This window comes from Prevotella vespertina (assembly GCF_009728485.1).
Taxonomy (GTDB): Bacteria; Bacteroidota; Bacteroidia; order Bacteroidales; family Bacteroidaceae; genus Prevotella; species Prevotella vespertina.
Map to the genome: position 1 here is coordinate 1 of NZ_VVIQ01000001.1, position 21780 is coordinate 21780.

Genomic DNA, 21780 nt, shown 5'->3' on the forward strand with positions numbered 1-21780 from the left:
CCGGTCGACGTCCATTCGGTGCAAGCACTAAATGCCGTTTCCCCTCGACTTGCATGTGTTAAGCCTGTAGCTAGCGTTCATCCTGAGCCAGGATCAAACTCTCCATTGTAAAATATGTTTGGGTGATAAGTGATAGGTGATAAGTGATAATGAATACCACATTAACCCAAGCACTTCACCGAGTAATCTCTGTTTCAGAACGCTTATCCTAAAAGTATCAAGTAAAAAGCACCTTTTCTTTTGTTCCTTTAGTTTTGAGGCGGTACCTCAAAAGTAGGGACAATGAATTGATCGGTTCGTTTCTTTTACCCATCTATTTGATATAAAACCAAACAGACGCTTCTTGTACTACTTCTCTGTTTATGTAAATCTTTTCAAAGAACTCTTTCTTTATTGCTTTAAATACTCATAAGCACGTGGCTTATTTCGTAAAAGCGAGTGCAAAGGTATATAGAAAACCAATACACTCCAAATGTTTTAAAGATTATTTTTCAAAAAACTTAAAAATCAACCAAAACCTTGACACAAATCAATCAAAAACACCCCCTAAAGCACCTTTTTCAAACCCTAGAAAGCAATAAAAACAAAAATAGCAGCATAAAGCCACAAAACAAGAAACAACTTCTTAAACACAAAATCGAAAACAAGGGAAATTTCAATTTTAGCCAAAAACAACAAATACCTATAATAGAACAAAACTATATATTAATACCACCAAAGCTGGCGCACCTTGCTTTAAAATAATAGTCGGACTACTTGTAATACCACCATAAATAGCCACCAATGCTACATACGACAAAAAACAACGTGTCCAAAACAAATCATTCGTAACCCAAACAGCTATTAAAATCAACACTGCCAATAAAAGATTATAGACACCTTGATTCTTAAATAATATAGATACAGATGAGCGACTTAATTCCTCCATATTTATATTAAAAGTACGCGCAGTTGTTCTCGATTTAGTAAATATCGTTTCAAGACACATTATATATATGTGTTCGACAGCTACCAATGTAGCTAAAATCATAAAAGTAACATCCATATACAAACCTTATATTATATATAAAGAAAAATCAGCATCTTGTCAACATGATACAGACAAGATGCTGATTTATATTTATCAACGTTTTCTATTCTAGCAATGCAGTAAATACCACATTACTTCCCCGTAACACTTTTCACAGAAATAAATCACATATATGGAAAGTACAACCAACAACCACTTATATTACCATGGGCATTGTAGAGTATTCCGACCAAAACGTTTATACTCATCAACAAATTACTTTGTAGACTTCGTTTCTGGAGCCTCACCAATGAGATCCATAAACTGATCAAGCTTTGGAGTAATGATAATCTGTGTACGACGGTTACGCTGCTTACCCAACTCTGTATCGTTAGTTGCAAGTGGGTTATACTCACCACGACCACCAGCTGTCAAACGCTTAGGATTAACATTGAAATGATCTTGCAGATATTGTACTACAGATGCTGCACGCAAACAAGAGAGATCCCAGTTATTGCGGATATTCTTCATCTTGTCATTTGCGGTATTGATTGGCACATTATCAGTATTACCTTCGATTAGAACATCATAATCTTTATAATCGGTAATAATCTTTGAAATCTTACTTAAAGTCTGCTCAGCACGATCGTTAATCTCATAAGAACCACTCTTATAAAGCATATTATCAGCTAAAGAGATATACACAACACCCTTCAGAACTTGTACATCAACTTCCTTCAACTCCTCACGACTCAACGAGCGAGTAAGGTTATTCGTCAGCACCATATTCAACGAGTCACTCTTCGACTTCACCTCTACTAAATGGCGAATATACTGATTACTCTCATTGATCTGATCAACGAGCTTCGAAATATTTATGTTGTTCGAATTGGCATTTCTCAAACTATTGTCAAGACTTCCTTGTAATGCGGCAGCACTTTCTCTTGCCTGAGCCAACTGATCCTCCAAGCTCTTAATGCGAGCATTATTGGCTGCAATTGTTTCCTTCGCACTCTGATAGTCTTCCGTAAGTTTACTATTCTCTGTACGACAATTCTCCAAATCCTTTTTGCTGGCACAGCTACTGAAAGCAAGCGCACCAACGAATAAAGCACCTATAAAAAGACCTTTTTTCATAATAGTATAATCGTATTTGTTTGTATTCTGCTACAAAGATATATCATAAACTAGTCCAAAGCAAGTGATTAGACGTATGCTTTAGTTATTTTAACTTTCATCTGTTGTATTCATGATACAATTTGATAAAATTATACAGAACTTGTTGCAAGAGAATAAAAGAGCACATATTACAAGCCAAACAGGCATCTTCTTGAGGCAAGAAGAGCACCTTTTCAAATCAAAAAGGGTATCTCTTTGTCAGCCTATAAGCTTACCCCCAATTCCACTTACTATCTCCGCTGATGAAAAACTCATATTTAAGAAAAATAAGCCCTTCGTCATCAAAGCCCATAGAAGATAAGTGTAAGAATACAAAAAACACACGCTAACATCATTCCATACACCAAAAAAGCCACAACAAGCTACCATATATCCAAAGTAATTAGTACCTTTGCAAGCATAAGTTACACCAATTTTTATATAAAGACTATGATTCTTTTCTTCAGAACTCAGTCCAAGAGCGTGATTGCTACAGAAGTAGATCATGCTTTGTCTAACGCAGAAATCAACGAACTTTGCTGGCTTTACGGCGACGCAACCTACTTGCAGAATGAAGAATCATTGCAAGGTTACTATGTAGGGCCACGTCGTGAAATGATAACTCCATGGAGTACAAATGCCGTCGAGATTACTCAAAACATGAGTCTTGACGGCATTTTGCGTATAGAGGAGTACTTCCCTGTGAAGAGCAAAGAGGCTGATTATGACCCAATGTTACAACGTATGTATGATGGATTAGACCAATCTATCTTCACTGTTAACCATGAGCCAGAGCCCATCAAACATGTGGACGACTTAGAGAAGTTCAATGAAGAAGAAGGTCTTGCGCTCTCACCAGAGGAGATGGAATACCTTCATAAGATTGAAAAGCAAAATGGTCGCCCACTGACAGACTCTGAGATATTTGGTTTCGCACAGATTAACTCTGAGCATTGTAGGCATAAGATCTTTGGCGGAGAGTTTATCATTGATGGCAAAGTAATGGAGAGTAGTCTCTTTAGCCTCATCAAGAAGACTACAAAAGAGAACCCAGGAAAGATTCTGTCAGCCTATAAGGACAATGTCGCCTTTGCACAAGGACCAGAGATAGAACAGTTTGCTCCAGCCAATCAAAGTGTATCCGATTACTTCCGCGTAAAGCCTATTAAGAGTGTAATCTCACTCAAGGCAGAGACGCATAACTTCCCTACTACGGTTGAACCATTCAATGGTGCCGCAACAGGAACAGGTGGTGAGATACGCGACCGCATGGGTGGCGGTGTTGGATCATGGCCTATCGCAGGTACTGCAGTATATATGACTGCCTACCCACGACTTAAAGAGGACGATAATTCTACGCCAGCTCTTAGAGATTGGGAAGACATATTGCCCGTTCGTCAATGGCTCTATCAGACACCAGAACAAATCCTCATCAAGGCATCAAATGGTGCTAGCGACTTCGGTAATAAGTTCGGTCAACCATTGATTACGGGGTCGCTCCTCACCTTTGAGCACCAAGAGAATGGCGAGAAATATGCTTATGATAAGGTCATTATGTTGGCTGGCGGTGTTGGTTATGGTACCAAACGCGACTGTCTAAAGGGCGAGCCACAGGCAGGCAACAAGGTGGTTGTTGTAGGTGGCGATAACTATCGTATCGGTCTAGGTGGCGGTTCTGTTTCATCTGTTGATACGGGTCGTTACTCTAATGGTATCGAATTGAATGCCGTACAACGTGCTAACCCTGAAATGCAGAAACGTGCTTATAACCTTGTACGTGCATTGGTTGAAGAAGACACCAACCCCGTTGTTTCCATCCATGACCATGGTTCTGCAGGTCACTTAAACTGCTTGAGTGAGTTAGTAGAAGATTGCGGTGGCAAGATAGATATGACCCAACTTCCTATCGGCGACAAGACACTTAGTGCGAAAGAGATTATAGCCAATGAGTCACAGGAGCGCATGGGCTTACTCATTGATGAGAAGCACCTCGAGCACGTAAAGAAGATTGCTGAGCGTGAGCGTGCACCTATGTATGTTGTTGGTGAGACCACTGGCGATGCTCACTTCTCATTCGTTCAGGGTGATGGTATTAAACCTTTCGACTTAGACGTAGCGCAGATGTTCGGTCATTCTCCTAAGACAATTATGAAGGATGAGACCGTCGTTCGTAAATATGAAGACGCCTCTTATAATATAAATAAGGTGGAAGAGTACATCCAACGTGTGCTCCAACTGGAAGCCGTTGCATGTAAGGACTGGTTGACAAACAAGGTCGACCGCTCTGTTACGGGTAAGGTTGCAAGACAGCAATGCCAGGGTGAGATACAACTCCCACTATCGGATTGTGGTGTCGTAGCATTAGACTATCGTGGGCATAAAGGTATAGCCACTGCACTCGGCCATGCGCCTCAGGCAGGTCTTGCATCACCAGAGGCTGGCTCCGTACTATCCGTTGCTGAATCATTGACGAACATCGTTTGGGCACCATTGGCTGACGGCATGGACAGCCTCAGCTTATCGGCTAACTGGATGTGGCCTTGTCGGTCACAGAAGGGTGAAGACGCACGCCTTTACAGTGCAGTTAAGGCTCTATCCGACTTCTGCTGTGCTATCGGTGTGAACGTTCCAACAGGTAAGGACTCTCTTTCTCTGACCCAGCAATATCCTAATGGAGACAAGATTATCTCTCCAGGAACGGTCATCGTGACGAGCGGTGGCGAGGTGAGTGATGTTCGTCAGGTAGTTTCTCCAGTACTTGTGAACGATGAGAAGAGCCACATCTATCATATCGACTTCAGTTTTGATGAGCAACGTCTAGGAGGTTCCGCATTCGCCCAAAGTCTCGGAAAGATAGGTAGTGACGTTCCAACTATCAAAGAGCCGCAATACTTCTGTGACTGTTTCGATGCCATTCAAGAGCTTATCCGCCGTGGATGGATACTCGCTGGACATGATATCTCGGCTGGTGGTTTGATTACAACCCTACTTGAGATGACCTTTGCCAATACAGAAGGTGGATTGCATATTGACCTTCAGAACATCCAAGGCAATGATGTTATCAAGAAGTTGTTCGCTGAGAATCCAGGTGTAGTCATACAAGTTGCGGATGAGCATAAGGACGATGTACAAGCATTCTTACAGGAGAATTGCATTGGATTCGCCTGCATCGGTGCTCCACGAATCAATCAACGTGTACTTAACATAGCTGATGGCGAATGGAAGGTAGAACTCGATATTGATGCTCTACGTGACACATGGTATAAGACCTCTTACTTGCTCGATCGTAAGCAGAGCATGAATGGTATGGCGAAGAAGCGTTACACGAACTATAAGAAGCAGCCTATAGAAATGAAATTCAACGCTGACTTCACTGGAACGCTCAAGCAATATGGATTGGATGCAGACCGATGGAAGTCATCAGAACCTGCCACGAACCATGCAACGCCAAAGGCTGCTATTATCCGTGAGAAGGGTACTAATGGTGAAAGAGAGATGGCTTATGCACTTTACTTAGCTGGTTTCGAGGTGAAAGATGTCACTATGACCGACCTTATCAGCGGTCGTGAGACGTTGGAAGAGGTGAATATGATAGTCTTCTGTGGCGGTTTCTCCAACTCTGACGTGCTCGGTTCTGCTAAGGGATGGGCTGGTGCATTCCTCTATAACCCAAAGGCTAAGCAAGCACTCGACCGCTTCTATGCACGTGAGGATACCCTTTCACTCGGTATCTGCAATGGTTGCCAGTTGATGGTGGAACTGAACCTCATCAATCCAGAGCATAAGCATCGTGCACATCTATGCCATAATACAAGTAAGAAGTTCGAGAGCACCTTCCTCAATGTAGCCATTCCACAGAACAATAGTGTGATGTTTGGTTCATTAAGTGGTGATAAACTCGGTATATGGGTAGCACACGGAGAGGGACGCTTCTATCTCCCAGAGGCAGAAGACAAGTACAACATTGTTGCGAAATACAACTATGCAGAGTATCCAGGCAATCCTAACGGCTCCGATTATAACGTCGCAGGAATCTGCTCACAGGATGGTCGTCACCTCGCAATGATGCCTCACTTGGAGCGATCTATATTCCCTTGGCAGCAGGCTTACTATCCTCGTGAGCGTCGCAAAGACGAGATAACACCATGGATTGAGGCCTTCGTCAATGCACGTAAGTGGGTTGAGAGTAAGTTATAAGGTGCCTCACCCCCACCCTCTCTACAAATGGCGAGGGGAGCACATATAGCTATTTGCGGACGAAAGGAGGCTCTCATTAACACGAAGAGAGGCTCTTATTAATACAAGGAAACGCCCTTCTCATATCGAGAAGGGCGTTTCCTTGTTCGTATATATGCGCTTCACAATAACACGACATAGCACTTCTAAACACGAACACCTATTATATAACATCGCTCACACACGTATATCAAGTTAGTTTCACCATGGTGAAACATAAACGTCACCATGGTGACACAATATTATCACCATGGTGAGAAATTCATTTCACCATGGTGAAACGAATACAAGATACGGATTTAAAAGACACAAGACGCATGATACAATCGAATAAGGCATAGGAGTGACGATTCTATCACTAGGATAATACACATAAAAAGAGATGTATCAAGAGTTAAGCAACACCTAAGCTCTTGATACATCTCGCAGTCCTAACTAGCTTCCGTTAGGCATATACCCTCTGTTCAGAGGGACTTATACGGGCATTATTACATCACATGCAGCCAGCGAAGGATGTCATTAAGGTTGGCAAACACCATTAATATAATGAGTATCGTTATACCAGCATACTCTGCCCAAACCATAAACTTCTCTGATGGCTTGCGACGTGTAATCATCTCATAAAGCAGGAATACCACGTGACCACCATCTAACGCAGGGATAGGAAGGATGTTCATAAAGGCTAGAATAATGCTCAAGAAGGCTGTCATCGACCAGAACATATACCAGTCCCAATAAGGAGGGAAGAGGCTACCAATCGATCCGAAGCCGCCAATACTCTTTGCTCCATCTGCCGAAGCAAGGTAACGGAAGTTGCCGACATAGCCTCGTAGAACGTTCCAACCATGCTTTGCACCAGCGGGGAAGCTCTCAAGGAAACTATATTGAACCTGCACTGGCTTATAGAAAGAGGCTAAGCTCGACTGATAAACGCCTAGTTTCAAGTCGGGAGTCATAACCATTCGCAGGGTATCGAGCTTTGTTGCGCCCTTATGCTGCACCGTTAAGACAACGGAGCGAGCTGCAAGTGAATCCTTATGGGTGTTCTTCACTGCCATAACATCATCTAAGACACCTGTCTGATAGTTCATGTCTGACCACGTCTCAACAGCTTTTCCATTGATAGACTTGATAACATCTCCTGCCTTCATACCTGCTTTAGCGGCTGGAGAACCACTCATAACACTATCAACTTGTGCTGGAATAAATGGCTCAACGAAGTAAGGACGGGTCTTAATCATGGATAACATATCCATATCTCCTGGTAGCTTAATGCTCTGTTTCTTACCATTACGTAGCACATCAACACGCTTTGCCTGTGCAATCTGGCGGAAGAAATCGCCATTGACATTAGCGAACTCACGGAAAGAACCTTGGTCTGTACCCAACATAACGTCATGGTCTTTGAATCCCAAAGCCTTGGCATCAGCATTGAAACGCATTCCCATGGTCATATCAGATACCTTGAAGTAGCTGTCTCCCCATGTGAACATAATCATCGAATAGATGAATAATGCGAGGACGAAGTTAACTAACACGCCACCAATCATTATTAAGAGTCGTTGCCATGCTGGTTTAGTACGGAACTCCCATGGTTGTGGGTCCTTCTTCATCTGTTCCCTATCAAGGCTCTCATCTATCATTCCCGATATCTTACAGTATCCTCCCAGGGGCAACCAGCCCATTCCATATTCGGTATCGTCCTTCTTCGGCTTCCAACTGAAGAGTTTACCTGACCACTTACCGATATTCACATCGAAGAATACAAAGAACTTCTCCACACGAACTCCAAAGAGTTTCGCAAAGAACATATGTCCGCCTTCATGTAGCAAGACAAGTAAAGAGATTGCCAGAACGAACTGAAGCAATCTGATTAGAAATGTTTCCATTGTTATATAACCATTATTTATTGTTCATAATTGATTGTGCCACACGACGCGCCTCAGCGTCTGTTTGCACATAGATATCGTAATCAGGATTCTTATCAAAGGCTACACGCTGCATCGTCTGTTCGATGATGTCGCCCATAGCAAGGAATGAGCACGCACCTTGACGGAACCCTGCATTGACAATCTCATTGGCTGCATTAACGATACACGGCATATTGCCACCTTTATTAATAGCCTCATACGCCATCGCTAAACACTTGAACTTCTCCACATCGGGTTCGAAGAACTCTAAGGGATGAGAGAAGAGATTCAAACGATCGCCATTGAGCGGCAATCGCTTAGGGAATGAGAAGGCATATTGTATAGGAAGGCGCATGTCGGGCACTCCTAATTGTGCCTTCACACCGCCATCCACGAATTGTACGGCACTATGGACTATCGATTGCGGATGTATCAATACCTGGATTTTATCTGCAGGAACGCCAAAGAGCCACTTAGCTTCTATCACTTCAAAGCCCTTATTCATCAATGAAGCGGAGTCGATGGTAATCTTTGCTCCCATCTCCCACGTGGGATGTTTAAGTGCGTCAGCGGCTGTGACAGACTTCAACTGTTCGTGCGTGAAGGTGCGGAAAGGACCTCCCGAACAGGTGAGAAGTATCTTCTCTATCTCGTTATCATCTTCCCCTACCAGACTTTGGAAGATAGCACTATGTTCGCTGTCGACTGGTAAGATGGGTGTGTGATATTGCTGAGCGAGCTGCAAGATAAGCTCTCCCGCCACCACTAATGTCTCCTTATTAGCCAGGCAAATCTTCTTCTTTGCCTTGATAGCATGTATAGTTGGAGCTAGTCCCGAATAGCCTACCATCGCTGTAAGTACCATATCAATAGATGGCGACTCGACTATTTCTTCCAATGCTTCCGCACCAGCATATACCTTTATATCGGGCATATCGGATAGCGCGGAAGACAGCGACTCGTAATAGTTCTCATCGGCAATGACCACAGCAGATGGATGGAACCTGCGGGCTTGGTCAGCCAGTTCTTTCCAACGCTTATTAGCTGTTAGCGCATAAGCCTCATAGAGGTCGGGATGCTGACTAATGACATCAAGCGCCTGTGTACCTATGCTACCAGTGGAACCTAATATACAGATTTGTTGTTTCATTTGTATTTCCTTTATACGATGAGTTATAGGTCGAGCAACCCAGCAGGAATGCGCATGGTTATCGTCTGACCTATGGTATCAGCCTTAACAATTAAGTCGTTGCTTGCAGGAATTAGAACATCATTCCCCTCAGACGTTACCACTTCGAAGAGCGTATTTACTGTTGTCTCATCAACGGCAGTAATCTTTCCGATGGTTCTCTTTGTTTGCTCGTCTATTAATGAGTAGCCCACAATCTGCGCCCAAGACACATCTTCGGTTCGCTCTGCCGCCAACTTGCGCGGAAAGAACACATAACAACCCGTAAGCTCACGTGCTTGTGCCTCCGTATCAATATCACAGAATTTCATAAGTGCTATCTCATCCGAACGGAAACGATACTCTTCCATAAAGAAAGGAACAAGTATTCCATCAATATCCAATACTAAGTAATCGGCATCAACAGCATCAAAAACGTCATCGGAGAACTGCAGTTGCAACTCTCCGTGTACGCCATGAGGTTTCCCTATGCGCCCTATCTTATAGACTTCTTCCTTCTTTATCATCTCTTTATCATATACCAGCAACGCTGATAAAACTATAGCTTACTTCAATATCAAATGGTGTGTTCTATAAAAGGGTTGACCTTTTTGCCCGAAAAGGTAGACCTTTTTGAGAAAAAGGGTAGACCCTTTTTGTTTAAAGCTAACACCTATTTTCCTCAAAGGGTAGCTTCAGATACGACGAAGCTAACAGATTTCTGCTCTGCGAATCTTTGCCCCCAACTCATTTAGTCGCTCTTCTATATTCTCATAACCACGATCGATTTGAGCAATATTATCGATTCGGCTTGTTCCTTGTGCTGATAGAGCAGCTATCAACAAAGCGATACCTGCACGAATATCTGGACTTGACATACGCCCAGCACGTAATATCTTAGCATGGTCATGACCGACTACCACAGCACGATGAGGGTCGCAAAGAATAATCTGCGCACCCATATCAATGAGCTTATCCACGAAGAACAATCGACTTTCAAACATCTTCTGATGGAAGAGGACACTGCCTTGTGCCTGCGTTGCTACAACAAGTAACACAGAGATAAGGTCTGGTGTCAAGCCTGGCCATGGTGCATCACTGATGGTCATAATCGTTCCGTCAATGAAAGAATCTATCACATAATGGTCTTGACGTGGGATGATAAGATCGTCACCATCCACTATGATTTGTACACCCAATCGATGGAATGTATCGAGAATCAAACCGAGATTCTGGATAGAAACATCCTTTATGCGAACGCCATCACCAATCATTGCAGCCATACCGATAAATGAGCCGACCTCAATCATATCGGGTAGTATATGGTGTTCGGTTGCTGACAACTTCTGCACACCTTCGATGGTTAGCAGGTTACTTCCTATGCCCGTAATCTTCGCACCCATAGCATTCAACATCTTACAAAGCTGTTGGATGTAAGGCTCACAAGCTGCATTATAAATCGTTGTAGTGCCTTCCGCCATGACTGCAGCCATAATGATATTAGCTGTACCAGTTATGGAAGCCTCATCCAAAAGCATGTATTGTCCAACTAACTTATCGGCCTGTATCTCATATACATCACGATCTTCCAATCGAACAAAACGCGCACCTAGATTCTTAAAGCCAAGGAAGTGAGTATCTAAACGGCGTCTTCCAATCTTATCACCACCTGGTTTTGCAATCGTTGCTTTACCAAAGCGACCCAATAAAGGACCAATCATTAACACACTACCACGCAATGACGAACACTTCTTAACGAAGTCCACACTCTCCAAATAGTCCAAGTTTACTTCATCAGCCTGGAATGAATACTCATTCGGGGCACGCTTCTTTACCTTTACGCCAATATCCTGTAACAACTTAATCAAGTTATTGACATCTAGGATATCAGGGACATTGTAAATGATTACCTCTTCGGTTGTTAACAATGTTGCACATATCACTTCCAAGGCTTCATTCTTAGCACCTTGCGGCGTAATCGTACCACTTAAGCGATGTCCACCTTCTATAATAAAAGACTCCATGTACTATCTCTTCTTCTTATTACGAGGCTGAGCAAGCTCCCTCTCATTTATTTTATCAAACTTAAAAGAGTCCAGATCAAGTTGTATCTGACCATTTGTAAAACGTGCAAGGTCTGAAGCTACCTTCTCATCATCGCTTGATCCATGTCCCCATTGTACCAGACTCCGTTTCATCTGATTAGCAATTGAACGAACGAAAGCATCTCGCTCTGCTCCTGGCTCCATTGTCTTCAACTTGTCAAAAGCCTCGAAAAGTAACTTACCATAATGCCGAACTGGTATTCTCGATGTTGAGTAAGACATTGGTTCAGGCTTCGTTGCTATCTTCAATGCTTGTGATACGTCACAAGGATAATCAATATCTAACTTAAAATTAGACATCAATGCCAAGTGATCCCACAGCTTATCCATGTGGTCAACATTCCCCCGACTCAGTGGATTCATCCTATCCATGATAGAAATGATGGTCTCCGCACAATGCTGTCGTTCCTCCTTTGTAGGCAAACTAACCGCATAATCAACCATATCTTGAATCTCTCGTCCGTATTGCGGAAGCACGAGTTTCTCTCGTTGGGTATTATAATCTAATCCTTCAATATTCATCTTTGAGGTTTGAACTTTTGAACTCTGAGGATGGAACATAAAGCCCTTCCTCATCAACAATCATAATCTATTAATTACAACAGAGGCTTTGCCTGTTTAGCAACAAAGTCTTTCAAATAGAATGGAACGAAGTAAGCTACATCCTCAAACTTACCTTCTGCCATTCGTTTCTCTGCTAACGGGAACATGTTCTTAGCCACTGGTTCGATATTCTTAATCAAATGGGCATTAGGATGATGGATAACTTCCATGCACTTCTCTGCACCATCTCCAAAGAAATAAACTGGTCCTTTATCAAGGAACTCTTTGTATGTATCACCATCAACCACATCAGCTTGAATCGCACGAACAGCCTTTAAGCTACGGTCATAAACGGCAGAATAAACCTCCATACGTCGTGCATCAATCATCGGAACAAGCAAGGCTTCCTCTTCTATTGACTCATGATGTAAAAGAATAGGAACAGCTAGTAATTCCAAAGTTGGCACTGCCAACAACTTTATATTACGTCCATAACAAATGCCCTTTGCCATAGACACACCTATACGCAAGCCTGTATATGAACCTGGACCACAGCTAACAGCCACAGCATCGAGCGTTAACTCGTGGCTATCAACAAAGGCTAAGGCCTCATCAACGAATGTTCCTAACTTCTCGGCATGATTGGGACCACTGTTATCTACCTTATCAAAGATGCAAGTCCCATCCTGACTTACTGCAACAGAGCACACATTTGTGCTCGTATCAATGCTTAATATACAAGACATAAAATATAATTATGTTCTAAAAACATGCAAATATACTCTTTTTTCCCGCATTATTTGTACATTTGCAGAAATTTAACTTGAAAACTAATGATACTATCAATGACAGGTTACGGTAAGTCTGTTGTAACCTACAAGGAAAAGAAAATCAATGTAGAGGTTAAGTCTCTTAATAGCAAGTCACTTGATCTTTCTACACGCATTGCCCCACTCTACCGAGAGAAAGAGATGGAGATTCGTCGCTTACTTGCACAGAAATTAGAACGAGGAAAGGTTGATTTCTCTCTCTGGATAGAGAAGGAAACCATTGTTGATGCGACTCCAATCAATGCAGCTCTCGTCGAAAACTATTACAAACAGATAAAAACTATTGCTGAGAAAACGGGTATTCCAGAGCCAAACGACTGGTTCTCTACACTCCTCAGAATGCCTGATGTGACCGCAAAGACCGATGCTGAAGAGCTCGATGAAGATGAATGGGAGGCTGCAAAGCAGGCAATTAACAAGGCTATTGACAAACTCATCGAATTTAGAACACAAGAGGGAGCTGCGTTACAAAAGAAGTTTACAGAGAAAATTGATAATATCTCTGCCCTTTTAAAGAGCATAGAACCCTTCGAGAAGAGCCGTGTTCCAAAGATTAAAGATAAGATTATTGATGGCTTAAAACAGATCCCCGAGGTTGATTACGATAAGAATCGTCTAGAGCAGGAACTCATCTACTACATCGAAAAACTTGATATTAGTGAGGAGAAACAACGCTTAACTAACCACTTGAAGTACTTCCGTGAGACTATGGCGGAGAGTGGTCATGGTGTAGGAAAGAAGCTAGGCTTTATCGCACAAGAGATGGGACGCGAAATCAATACGACTGGTTCTAAGAGTAACCAAGCCGAGATGCAAAACATTGTCGTTAAGATGAAAGATGAGCTAGAGCAGATAAAAGAGCAGGTTCTTAACGCTCTTTAAATAGCCCAACTCACCTCAATAGTAATCCATAGAATCAATCCAAAACAAGACAAACACCCAACTCAACAATATGTCGAATCAATTTTCTACCCCCCAGCCAGAAGCCTCGAAGGATGCAAAAAGCGCTGGTAAACTATTGATATTTTCGGCTCCATCAGGTGCAGGAAAGAGCACCATCGTTCAGTGGTTAATGCAGGAACACCCAGAACTAAGGCTTGCTTTCTCTATTAGTTGTACCACTCGTGCGCCACGAGGAACCGAACAGGATGGTGTTGAATACATCTTCCTTTCCCCCGAACAATTTAAAGAGAGAATCAAAAATGATGACTTTCTTGAGTATGAGGAGGTATATAAAGATCGTTTCTATGGTACTTTGAAAGAACAAGTAGAGCATCAATCTGCAGCTGGACAGAACGTTGTCTTTGATGTAGATGTTAAGGGGGGATGCAATATCAAACGCTTCTATGGGGAACGCGCATTGAGCTTCTTCATACAACCTCCATCTCTAAACGAACTCCGCCGACGCTTGGTGGGTAGACAAACGGATAGTGCTGAAGCCATAGAAAACCGCCTTGCGAAAGCTTCCTACGAGCTTACTTTTGCTAACAAGTTCGATAAGATTATCGTCAATGATGACCTCGACAAAGCTAAACAAGAGGTTTACGAGATGATTAAAGCTTTTATATAAATGGTTCAAAAAACCCAACAAACACCAGATTCACCTTCTTCTTTTAAGGAATTACACCCCTCCTCTATCCCCTCTAATGAAGAGAGAGGACTGAAGGTGGGTATCTTTGGAGGTTCTTTCGACCCTATTCACAATGGGCACATAGCTCTTGCTAAAGCCTTTCTAATAGAGAAAGAACTTGACGAAGTATGGTTCATGGTCTCTCCACAGAACCCTTTTAAAGTGAATCAAAGGCTCTTGGATGATCATCTCCGACTAGAGATGGTAAGGCAAGCTATACTTGACGAACCGCATTTCAAGGCTTCCGACTACGAGTTCCACCTATCGAAGCCTTCTTATACATGGAACACTTTACAACATTTAAAGCATGACTTTCCTCATCACACATTCACTCTTCTTGTTGGTGGAGATAATTGGAAAGCCTTTAACCATTGGTATCATGCGGAGGACATCATCACTCATTATCATATAGTGGTGTATCCCCGTCGTGACCACACGCCGTCTTCTTCCCTCTTACCAAAGAATGTTAGCATACTTCAAACACCACTAATTGATATCAGCAGTACAGTTATCCGAGAAAGAGTTAAGCAAGGCGAACCCATCACAGGATGGGTTCCTTCCAGGGTTGAAAACGCTATCTTACAATATTACAAATAAGGACCTTCGCCCTTACTCTCAGCTTTCTCCAAATTATATAGGGGTAAGCTGCCTTCGTGCTGATTATCGGGCATCGTCCTATATTCCGATGCCGTTACTCCTGCACAACGCTTAAAGAACTTACAAAAGGCACTTAGTGTGACGAAATGAAACTCATCAGCTAGCACTTGCAAAGGCTTATTTGAATATCTAAGTTCCAGCTTTATCAAGAGAAGCAAAGCCTTATCAAGGATTGCTTTTGCCGTCTCTCCTGTCTCTTTCTTTACTATCATCCCCAAGTAATGAGTACTTACACACAGCTTTGAAGCATAAAAGTCAAGTTCATGCTGAGTCTTTGCATACTGATCAACAAAGTACAGGAAGTGCTCTATCAACTCTTTGCTACGTGACCACATATCGTCGTTTTGAGGCATTCTCGACTTATAAAGCGACATAGCAAAAGCCATTGCCGATCCAAAGAGGGCTTTCATCGCTTCCTCATTTGCCATCGATTGAATGTTAGCTAAGCTATAAAGCTGACGAATATATTGGCTCCAAATATCTAACTCAAAATCCTGCATATGGAAAGAGAAGCAAAGATTAGGAGACAAGAAGCGTTTAGGGAGTCTTCCATGAAATATCATCTTCAGGTATTCTTGCGTCATCATGAATCCATCAAAGGTTATATCACGCCCTAAAGCATCCTCTTTAATAGCAACACCCCAGTTGATAAATAGAATGTCTCCAGGCCCGCAACGATACTTCTTAAAGTTGATGACAGGTTCACACCACCCACTTTTAATGATGATAACACGTAGAACATCCAACCTTACCAAGTCTGTCTTATCATGGACTGGACTAAAAGGAGGAAGACAACCAAGGCCTATAGCAAACTCAGTCCCTACATATATATCACCTCCAAGATTAGCTTTGTTGCTGGCTAAATAGGATACAATTTTCTTAAAACTAGTGGTTCTTACTCTTGAAATTAGTTTATTCTCTCTCATACTGTTGTATAAATCGGAGCAAAAATAAACCCTTTCTACCAAACAAGCAGCAACCATGTCCCTTTTGGGATATTCATTGTCCTAAATGGAAAACATCCTCTCTTTCGTATAAATATGTACTTTTTGTGTATGAAAGAGACGCCCTTCTCTATTTGAAGAGAGCCTCTCTTCCATGTGACAAGGACGTTTCGTTGCTATGAGAAGGGCCTCTCTTCGATTCTAGGAAACAAACTGAAGCGATTAAACAAACAATCTCTTTGGTTTCTCATGAGAATACCTTATATTTGCAACTCAAATATTTTTTGTTATAACAAAGGCTATCGAACAAGAGAACTAGAAGTTTGCTGATAGCTTAAAAGACAATCATGGGAAAAGAGACACTAAGGGAGAAGACTGCAAAAGGACTCTTTTGGGGGGCATTGAACAATGGTACTATGCAGCTTCTCAATATAGTTATTGGAATCTTCTTAGCACGTTTGCTCTCACCAGCCGACTATGGTTTGGTGGGGATGTTAGCAGTATTCACAGCCATAGCTAGTGCTTTACAAGAGAGCGGATTCACCTCAGCTCTTGCTAACATGGAGCATCCAAAGGATAATGACTACAATGCTGTGTTTTGGTTCAGCACCTTCGTTGGGTGGCTATCTTACGCTGTCTTATTCGTTTCAGCACCTTTGATAGCCTCATTCTTTCATCATCCAGAACTCATAAACTTATCTCGCTTTATATTTGCATCGCTGTTATTCTCATCCATAGGGACTGCTCCTGCGGCCTACCTATTCAAGAATATGATGGTGAAAGAGACCACTCTTTTACGCATCACCTGCTTAGTAATATCGGGCGTGGTGGGTATTGTGCTTGCACTGAAAGGTTATGCTTATTGGAGTTTGGCGTGGCAACAGGTTCTTTACATTGCTCTCACCAGTCTATGGCGATTCTTTATTATTCCTTGGCGACCCACGTTTCACATCGACTTCACCCCTATCAAGCACATGTTCTCATTTAGTTATAAGATCTTAATAACCACTGTTGTGAACACAATAAGCCAAAACATTCTGACCTTTATATTCGGTCGTTTGTATAGTGCAAAGGCTGTTGGCAACTTCTCGCAAGCCTTCAAATGGGACACAATGGCTAGTACCTTCGTCTCAGGTACTATATCACAAGTGGCACAACCAGTACTCGTTGAAGTGAATAATGATACCTGCCGTCAGGTAAAAGTATTCCGCAAAATGCTCCGATTCACCGCTTTCTTAGTCTTTCCTGCTATGTTTGGTCTATCGATGGTTGCACATGAATTCATTATTCTTCTAATATCTGATAAGTGGATGGATAGCATACCCTTACTACGAATCCTTTGTATTAGTGGAGCCTTCCTACCCTTTTATACAATGTATCAAAACCTCATTCTCAGTCGAGGAAGGTCCACAGTCTATATGTGGTGTACAATATTACTTATCGTAGCACAGGTTTTCTTCATTGTTCTTTGTTATCAACAAGGCATCGTATTCATGGTGAGTGTCTATACCATCATCACAATTCTTTGGCTCCTTGTTTGGCAATATTTCGCAAATAAGGAGATAGGTATTAGATTGCAAGACATACTGAAGGACATTAGTCCTTACCTATTAGTTTCTGCTGCAGTGATGGTTATTACCTATCTTATTACATTATGGATACACAGCCTCATCATCCTCTTGTTGGCAAGAGTGGTTATAGCCTTTTCACTCTATTATATCGTTATGAAAGTAGGAGGCTCGCAAATACAACAGGAATGCATCAACTACTTTCGTCATAAGAAAGGCTGATTAAAGAGTTCTTAGTGGTACATATATAATTGCATGATGGGATAGAGCATTGCCCGAAAGAGCTTCATCAAGCCACCACCAGGTGTATGAAATAGTTTCTTATAGTTCCTTGTTAGCAAGTATTGTAGGCGCAAGAATGCCATGAATCCACCCCTTGTTTCCATCCTCATAGCCTCTCTTGCTTCGATGAAATCGTGCTTTTCCGAGGACAAATCATCCATCAATTCTAGTTTACCTCGATAGACTGGTAGGGCTTTCTCACGCATCTCATGATAATGTAGAAGGCACCATTTCAACTCGTGTACAGCATTCTTCCATGATGGTAAACTCCTACTATAATCATTGTAAGTAGTGGCTTCTACATGACGACGGAAGTTCACTAACACTTGATTGCAGAATACAACACTATCATAGGATGCCGCAATAATGCTCAATACAGCATCATAGAGAGTAACCTTAAAGACGGGATGTTCGATGGCTGGTAACAAATGAATCAACTCTTGCTTACAGAGTAGTGTGTGCCCAGGTAAGCCTAGGAACATCATACGAAAGATATTCACATTGCGTTTTCTACCATCAAAATAAGCAAAAGAACCATCATTTGAGAAAGGACGAGAGTGCCCACTACAAAGCATCTTATCTCCAATACAATTCATTTGATTGGCTATCTTGTCAACTTCCCACACATCATCTTGATCAGAGATAGCAATATAATCACCCTCTGCGCGGTGTATGGCTGATAGGAAGTTAGGGTTTACACCATGCTTCCCTTCGTTTCGATAGATTCGAATAAGGGGATTCTTTGCAGCGTACTCCTCTAATATATCCCACGTACCATCTGCCGAATTATCATCCTGAATGACTATTTCATGAATCGGATATGACTGCTTGAGGATGGAATCAAGCTGCTCTCTCACATACTTCTCACCATTATAAGTACAGAGAACGATTGATACAGTAGGCTTGTTAGTCATAACTTTTTCAGAGTGTAAAGATGGTTAGTACACTATTATAAACAATGAGATAGAAGGCTATTAATGCTGTACATAGTGTGATAGCGGTACGCTTTCTACCTGAAGTGGACTTTATCAAGAATCCAATACACAACGGAATAACATACGCCCAATGCGCAGTCATGATGTAAACTTCGTTTATTCCAAAGCCTAATCCTATATGGAGTATCATGTCAAGAGCAAAGAATGACAGCGTCATCCACATTAACTTACTGCGCTTTCCAGCCCATATACCACACAAGAAAAGTAATACAATGAACGCTTCAATGACGTAATTAAAGAACCAATTATAGCTGACAAAGACTGGACGATCACGCATCACATCCCCTAAGGTGTAGCTCTGGTGTAATTGTAGAGACTCACCAAAGAGATTCTCCACAATGGTTTTACTACGCGAAGTGGTTATGTCTGTCCAATTTAAGAAAGGCTGTTTACTGACGGGATCACCCGAGTGGGCATAACGTGGAGCACTATACTTTACCTTTAATTGTGCCTGTCGGTGCCTTTTCCATAACTGGTCGAACACAGCCTTCTGTTGCTTACTATCTTTAATATGAGTCGTGTCACAAAAAGCTGTCCATAGTTTAGTTTTATCTTTCTTTACTGCTTGTCTCTCACTCATCTTGCGCTCTTTAACGCTATCAGCAACGAATGTTTTATACTCCCAAGCACCAAAGAACCATATAAGAACAGCTGGTAAGACAACAACAGAAATAAGGTTGTAAGGGCGAAAGAAACGCTTTCCTTTTGAGAAGAAGTCAGCAAGAAACACCTTTAACCCATTATTGAGAGAAACGCCAGCAGTGAGTAGGAAGAGAATAATTGCTTGTTTCTTCTTTAGCGGTTTGCCATCTGCCATCTGTTTACCAGTAATGTATATCACTAGGAGAAGGAGGAAGAGTGATAGTATGAAATGGTCAGGTGAGACAGCTGCCAATAGGACATAAGCAAAGGAGAAGAGTAGAAAGGCAATAACAGCTGACTCTCTTTGTGATAGATGGAGCAGGTCTTTACCTATTCTCATCATCAATAGGAAGGCATAGAACGAACTAATAAGAAGAACAAAAGCAACTAAGAATTGCACACAATTAACACCTAACCAACTTGTCAACCCATGGTTGATAAGATACAAGGGATAATAGAAGAAAGCCAGTAAAGGGTGCCTATGCACATCGTAAGCTGTCGACCAATCGGTGACAACACAATAAGTTAATGGGTCAAAGCCTGACACATGGAACCAGTCAAGGAAATTCTTACGATAATTTGAAGAAACAGCCGAAAACACCGAATAATATGGTACGATGACTGTCGCCTGCATAATAATCTGCCATAGAAGAAACAGACAAGCAGGTAGACGTTCTGCCTTTCTTATTTTAATAAACTGCCCCCACATATTATGATATTAGATATTGGAATGTTTGTCCTGCATTATATATCCACAAATAAGCCGTCAGTAGAATGAGTGTTACACGCATGATTCTTTGCCAATTCATCGGTAATCTTTTCAACAAGAAACCATAAGCTATTGGGATGATAAACGCCCATCCTGCTGTCATAATATATACTTCCGTAATACCAAAACCAAGGATGAGATGCAAAGTGATATCGCATGCGAACCATGCAAGTAACATCTGGAAGAAGCGTTGCTTACGGCTAATAACAATGCCAATAACGAACAATAAGACGACAAAAGCCTCCACTATATAATTCAAGACACAGCTATAAGACACAAAAATAGGTCTTTCCCATGACACATCCTTCAGCAAGTAACGTTGATGGAGTTGGATGGATTCACCAAAGAAGTTCTCTACAAGCGTTGGTACTCGTGGTGTAGATACATCCATCAACTTAGTTATAACCCCATCACCAACAGGTTGTCCGAGATGTGTACGTTGCCATTCATTACGCTGTCGATTATGCTCTAAAACTTTTTGCGGGTCTTTCTTTAGATTCTCCTTTTCGATATGGTGGATAACATCCTGTTGTGGTACTTCTAATAGGTAGTACTGGGATTGCTGAATACCCAGCAACAATAAGAAGGGAAGAATGACTCCTATAATGATAAACTTAGTAGAGAATATCTTTTTCCCGTTGGTAAATAGACCTGCTAAAAGCGTCTTTGCACCATTGGAAGTAGCCATTCCTGCGGTGAAGAAAGTTAATATGAGAGACTGCCAAGACGTTAATAACAGTCCTTTCTTCATCTTCATTCCTGTGATATAAAGCGTCATTGAAAGCAACATCAGCGATACGATGAAATGATCAGGCACCATTGAAGGAATGAGAATATGCCCAAAAGAGAAAAGCAAGAGCGTTAACAGTGTTGCATCCTTCGGTTTCATCTCCATCACTTCACGGAATACACGATACATAAAGAGTACTGCATAGAAGGATGAAAAGATGATAATAGCAGCCATAAAATACACTGCAAAGTTATAACCAAAGGTTTGTATGAGCCAATGATTCAATAGATAGAGCGGATAAAGGAACGTTAAGTAAAGCGGATGACGGCTAGTTTCAAAGTGAATACGCATCCCAGAGATGGTTATCCACGCCCAGTTATCATATCCAGACATACGGAAATGCTTAGTAAAAATGCTCCAGAATCCTCCATGTGCACCCATTGTATAGGTGTGATAATGGCTTGCTATCAATAAGCCATTAAACAGAATGAACACAAGAAGCATGGAAAGAGCAAGCCAACGTTCCTCCTTTCTTACCTTAAATATATTGAATATACGCATTAAATAATTGTTAATTAACAGCTGCAAAGTTACTAATTAAAGC

17 protein-coding genes are annotated in these 21780 nt (G+C 41.8%); 5 read left to right on the forward strand and 12 right to left on the reverse strand.

Annotation, left to right across the window (positions count from 1 at the left end; translation table 11 throughout):
- Positions 1-682: 682 nt before the first annotated feature.
- Positions 683-1045 (reverse strand): DUF1304 domain-containing protein, encoded by a 363-nt coding sequence (locus tag F0475_RS00010; RefSeq protein WP_155714843.1) that lies wholly within the window; start codon positions 1043-1045, stop codon positions 683-685.
- A 240-nt stretch (positions 1046-1285) separates the two neighbouring features.
- Positions 1286-2146, reverse strand: coding sequence for an OmpA family protein (locus F0475_RS00015; RefSeq protein WP_155714844.1), 861 nt, complete (start codon positions 2144-2146; stop codon positions 1286-1288).
- A gap of 471 nt (positions 2147-2617) precedes the next feature.
- Here F0475_RS00015 and purL point away from each other — a divergent pair, with 471 nt between their 5' ends.
- Complete coding sequence (gene purL / locus F0475_RS00020) at positions 2618-6364, forward strand: phosphoribosylformylglycinamidine synthase (protein WP_155714845.1); 3747 nt, start codon at positions 2618-2620, stop codon at positions 6362-6364.
- Between the two features lie 527 nt (positions 6365-6891).
- Here the strand turns inward: purL and rseP are convergent.
- The 6 genes from rseP to tsaB form a co-directional block, all read right to left on the reverse strand.
- Positions 6892-8292: an RIP metalloprotease RseP gene (gene rseP / locus F0475_RS00025; protein ID WP_155714846.1), complete on the reverse strand. Its 1401-nt coding sequence runs from the start codon at positions 8290-8292 to the stop codon at positions 6892-6894.
- Positions 8293-8305: 13 nt separating this feature from the next.
- Positions 8306-9463 carry a 1-deoxy-D-xylulose-5-phosphate reductoisomerase gene (locus F0475_RS00030; protein WP_155714847.1) on the reverse strand — a complete coding sequence of 386 codons (1158 nt, stop codon included), beginning with the start codon at positions 9461-9463 and terminating at the stop codon, positions 8306-8308.
- Positions 9464-9486: 23 nt separating this feature from the next.
- Entirely contained in the window at positions 9487-10008 is a 522-nt protein-coding gene (gene rimM / locus F0475_RS00035) for a ribosome maturation factor RimM (RefSeq protein ID WP_155714848.1), read from the reverse strand.
- Positions 10009-10191: 183 nt separating this feature from the next.
- The gene (gene murA / locus F0475_RS00040; RefSeq protein ID WP_155714849.1) at positions 10192-11505 is read right to left on the reverse strand and encodes a UDP-N-acetylglucosamine 1-carboxyvinyltransferase; all 1314 of its coding nucleotides are present in this window, start codon (positions 11503-11505) and stop codon (positions 10192-10194) included.
- Between the two features lie 3 nt (positions 11506-11508).
- A complete protein-coding gene (locus F0475_RS00045; protein WP_155714850.1) occupies positions 11509-12108 on the reverse strand; it encodes a DUF4290 domain-containing protein in 600 nt (199 codons plus the stop codon).
- 74 nt (positions 12109-12182) lie between these two features.
- Complete coding sequence (tsaB, locus tag F0475_RS00050) at positions 12183-12875, reverse strand: tRNA (adenosine(37)-N6)-threonylcarbamoyltransferase complex dimerization subunit type 1 TsaB (protein WP_155714851.1); 693 nt, start codon at positions 12873-12875, stop codon at positions 12183-12185.
- Between the two features lie 87 nt (positions 12876-12962).
- Between tsaB and F0475_RS00055 the strand changes: the two genes are divergently transcribed.
- From F0475_RS00055 to nadD, 3 genes are all read left to right on the forward strand, one after another.
- Positions 12963-13841 (forward strand): YicC/YloC family endoribonuclease, encoded by an 879-nt coding sequence (locus F0475_RS00055; RefSeq protein WP_155714852.1) that lies wholly within the window; start codon positions 12963-12965, stop codon positions 13839-13841.
- A 70-nt stretch (positions 13842-13911) separates the two neighbouring features.
- On the forward strand, positions 13912-14529 hold the full coding sequence (gene gmk, locus F0475_RS00060) for a guanylate kinase (protein WP_155714853.1): 618 nt from the start codon (positions 13912-13914) through the stop codon (positions 14527-14529).
- Entirely contained in the window at positions 14530-15186 is a 657-nt protein-coding gene (gene nadD, locus F0475_RS00065) for a nicotinate (nicotinamide) nucleotide adenylyltransferase (RefSeq protein ID WP_199879758.1), read from the forward strand. It begins immediately after the preceding gene.
- Here the strand turns inward: nadD and F0475_RS00070 are convergent.
- Entirely contained in the window at positions 15177-16172 is a 996-nt protein-coding gene (locus F0475_RS00070; protein ID WP_155714854.1) for a helix-turn-helix domain-containing protein, read from the reverse strand. The genes nadD and F0475_RS00070 overlap by 10 nt on opposite strands.
- Positions 16173-16537: 365 nt before the next feature.
- Here F0475_RS00070 and F0475_RS00075 point away from each other — a divergent pair, with 365 nt between their 5' ends.
- Positions 16538-17980: a lipopolysaccharide biosynthesis protein gene (locus tag F0475_RS00075; protein ID WP_155714855.1), complete on the forward strand. Its 1443-nt coding sequence runs from the start codon at positions 16538-16540 to the stop codon at positions 17978-17980.
- 11 nt (positions 17981-17991) lie between these two features.
- Here F0475_RS00075 and F0475_RS00080 read toward each other — a convergent pair whose 3' ends face one another.
- Genes F0475_RS00080 through F0475_RS00090 form a run of 3 tightly spaced genes read right to left on the reverse strand, consistent with a single transcriptional unit; the run spans position 17992 to position 21737 of the window.
- A complete protein-coding gene (locus F0475_RS00080) occupies positions 17992-18954 on the reverse strand; it encodes a glycosyltransferase (protein WP_155714856.1) in 963 nt (320 codons plus the stop codon).
- 7 nt (positions 18955-18961) lie between these two features.
- The gene (locus tag F0475_RS00085; RefSeq protein ID WP_155714857.1) at positions 18962-20386 is read right to left on the reverse strand and encodes a DUF6080 domain-containing protein; all 1425 of its coding nucleotides are present in this window, start codon (positions 20384-20386) and stop codon (positions 18962-18964) included.
- Position 20387: 1 nt separating this feature from the next.
- A complete protein-coding gene (locus F0475_RS00090; protein ID WP_155714858.1) occupies positions 20388-21737 on the reverse strand; it encodes a DUF6080 domain-containing protein in 1350 nt (449 codons plus the stop codon).
- Positions 21738-21780: the final 43 nt, after the last annotated feature.

Bases quoted from the DNA above. Each gene is read 5' to 3' on its own strand.
- F0475_RS00010 (WP_155714843.1), bottom strand. From the start codon at position 1,045: ATGGATGTTACTTTTATGATTTTAGCTACATTGGTAGCTGTCGAACAC.
- F0475_RS00015 (WP_155714844.1), bottom strand. From the start codon at position 2,146: ATGAAAAAAGGTCTTTTTATAGGTGCTTTATTCGTTGGTGCGCTTGCT.
- purL (WP_155714845.1), top strand. From the start codon at position 2,618: ATGATTCTTTTCTTCAGAACTCAGTCCAAGAGCGTGATTGCTACAGAA.
- rseP (WP_155714846.1), bottom strand. From the start codon at position 8,292: ATGGAAACATTTCTAATCAGATTGCTTCAGTTCGTTCTGGCAATCTCT.
- F0475_RS00030 (WP_155714847.1), bottom strand. From the start codon at position 9,463: ATGAAACAACAAATCTGTATATTAGGTTCCACTGGTAGCATAGGTACA.
- rimM (WP_155714848.1), bottom strand. From the start codon at position 10,008: ATGATAAAGAAGGAAGAAGTCTATAAGATAGGGCGCATAGGGAAACCT.
- murA (WP_155714849.1), bottom strand. From the start codon at position 11,505: ATGGAGTCTTTTATTATAGAAGGTGGACATCGCTTAAGTGGTACGATT.
- F0475_RS00045 (WP_155714850.1), bottom strand. From the start codon at position 12,108: ATGAATATTGAAGGATTAGATTATAATACCCAACGAGAGAAACTCGTG.
- tsaB (WP_155714851.1), bottom strand. From the start codon at position 12,875: ATGTCTTGTATATTAAGCATTGATACGAGCACAAATGTGTGCTCTGTT.
- F0475_RS00055 (WP_155714852.1), top strand. From the start codon at position 12,963: ATGATACTATCAATGACAGGTTACGGTAAGTCTGTTGTAACCTACAAG.
- gmk (WP_155714853.1), top strand. From the start codon at position 13,912: ATGTCGAATCAATTTTCTACCCCCCAGCCAGAAGCCTCGAAGGATGCA.
- nadD (WP_199879758.1), top strand. From the start codon at position 14,530: ATGGTTCAAAAAACCCAACAAACACCAGATTCACCTTCTTCTTTTAAG.
- F0475_RS00070 (WP_155714854.1), bottom strand. From the start codon at position 16,172: ATGAGAGAGAATAAACTAATTTCAAGAGTAAGAACCACTAGTTTTAAG.
- F0475_RS00075 (WP_155714855.1), top strand. From the start codon at position 16,538: ATGGGAAAAGAGACACTAAGGGAGAAGACTGCAAAAGGACTCTTTTGG.
- F0475_RS00080 (WP_155714856.1), bottom strand. From the start codon at position 18,954: ATGACTAACAAGCCTACTGTATCAATCGTTCTCTGTACTTATAATGGT.
- F0475_RS00085 (WP_155714857.1), bottom strand. From the start codon at position 20,386: ATGTGGGGGCAGTTTATTAAAATAAGAAAGGCAGAACGTCTACCTGCT.
- F0475_RS00090 (WP_155714858.1), bottom strand. From the start codon at position 21,737: ATGCGTATATTCAATATATTTAAGGTAAGAAAGGAGGAACGTTGGCTT.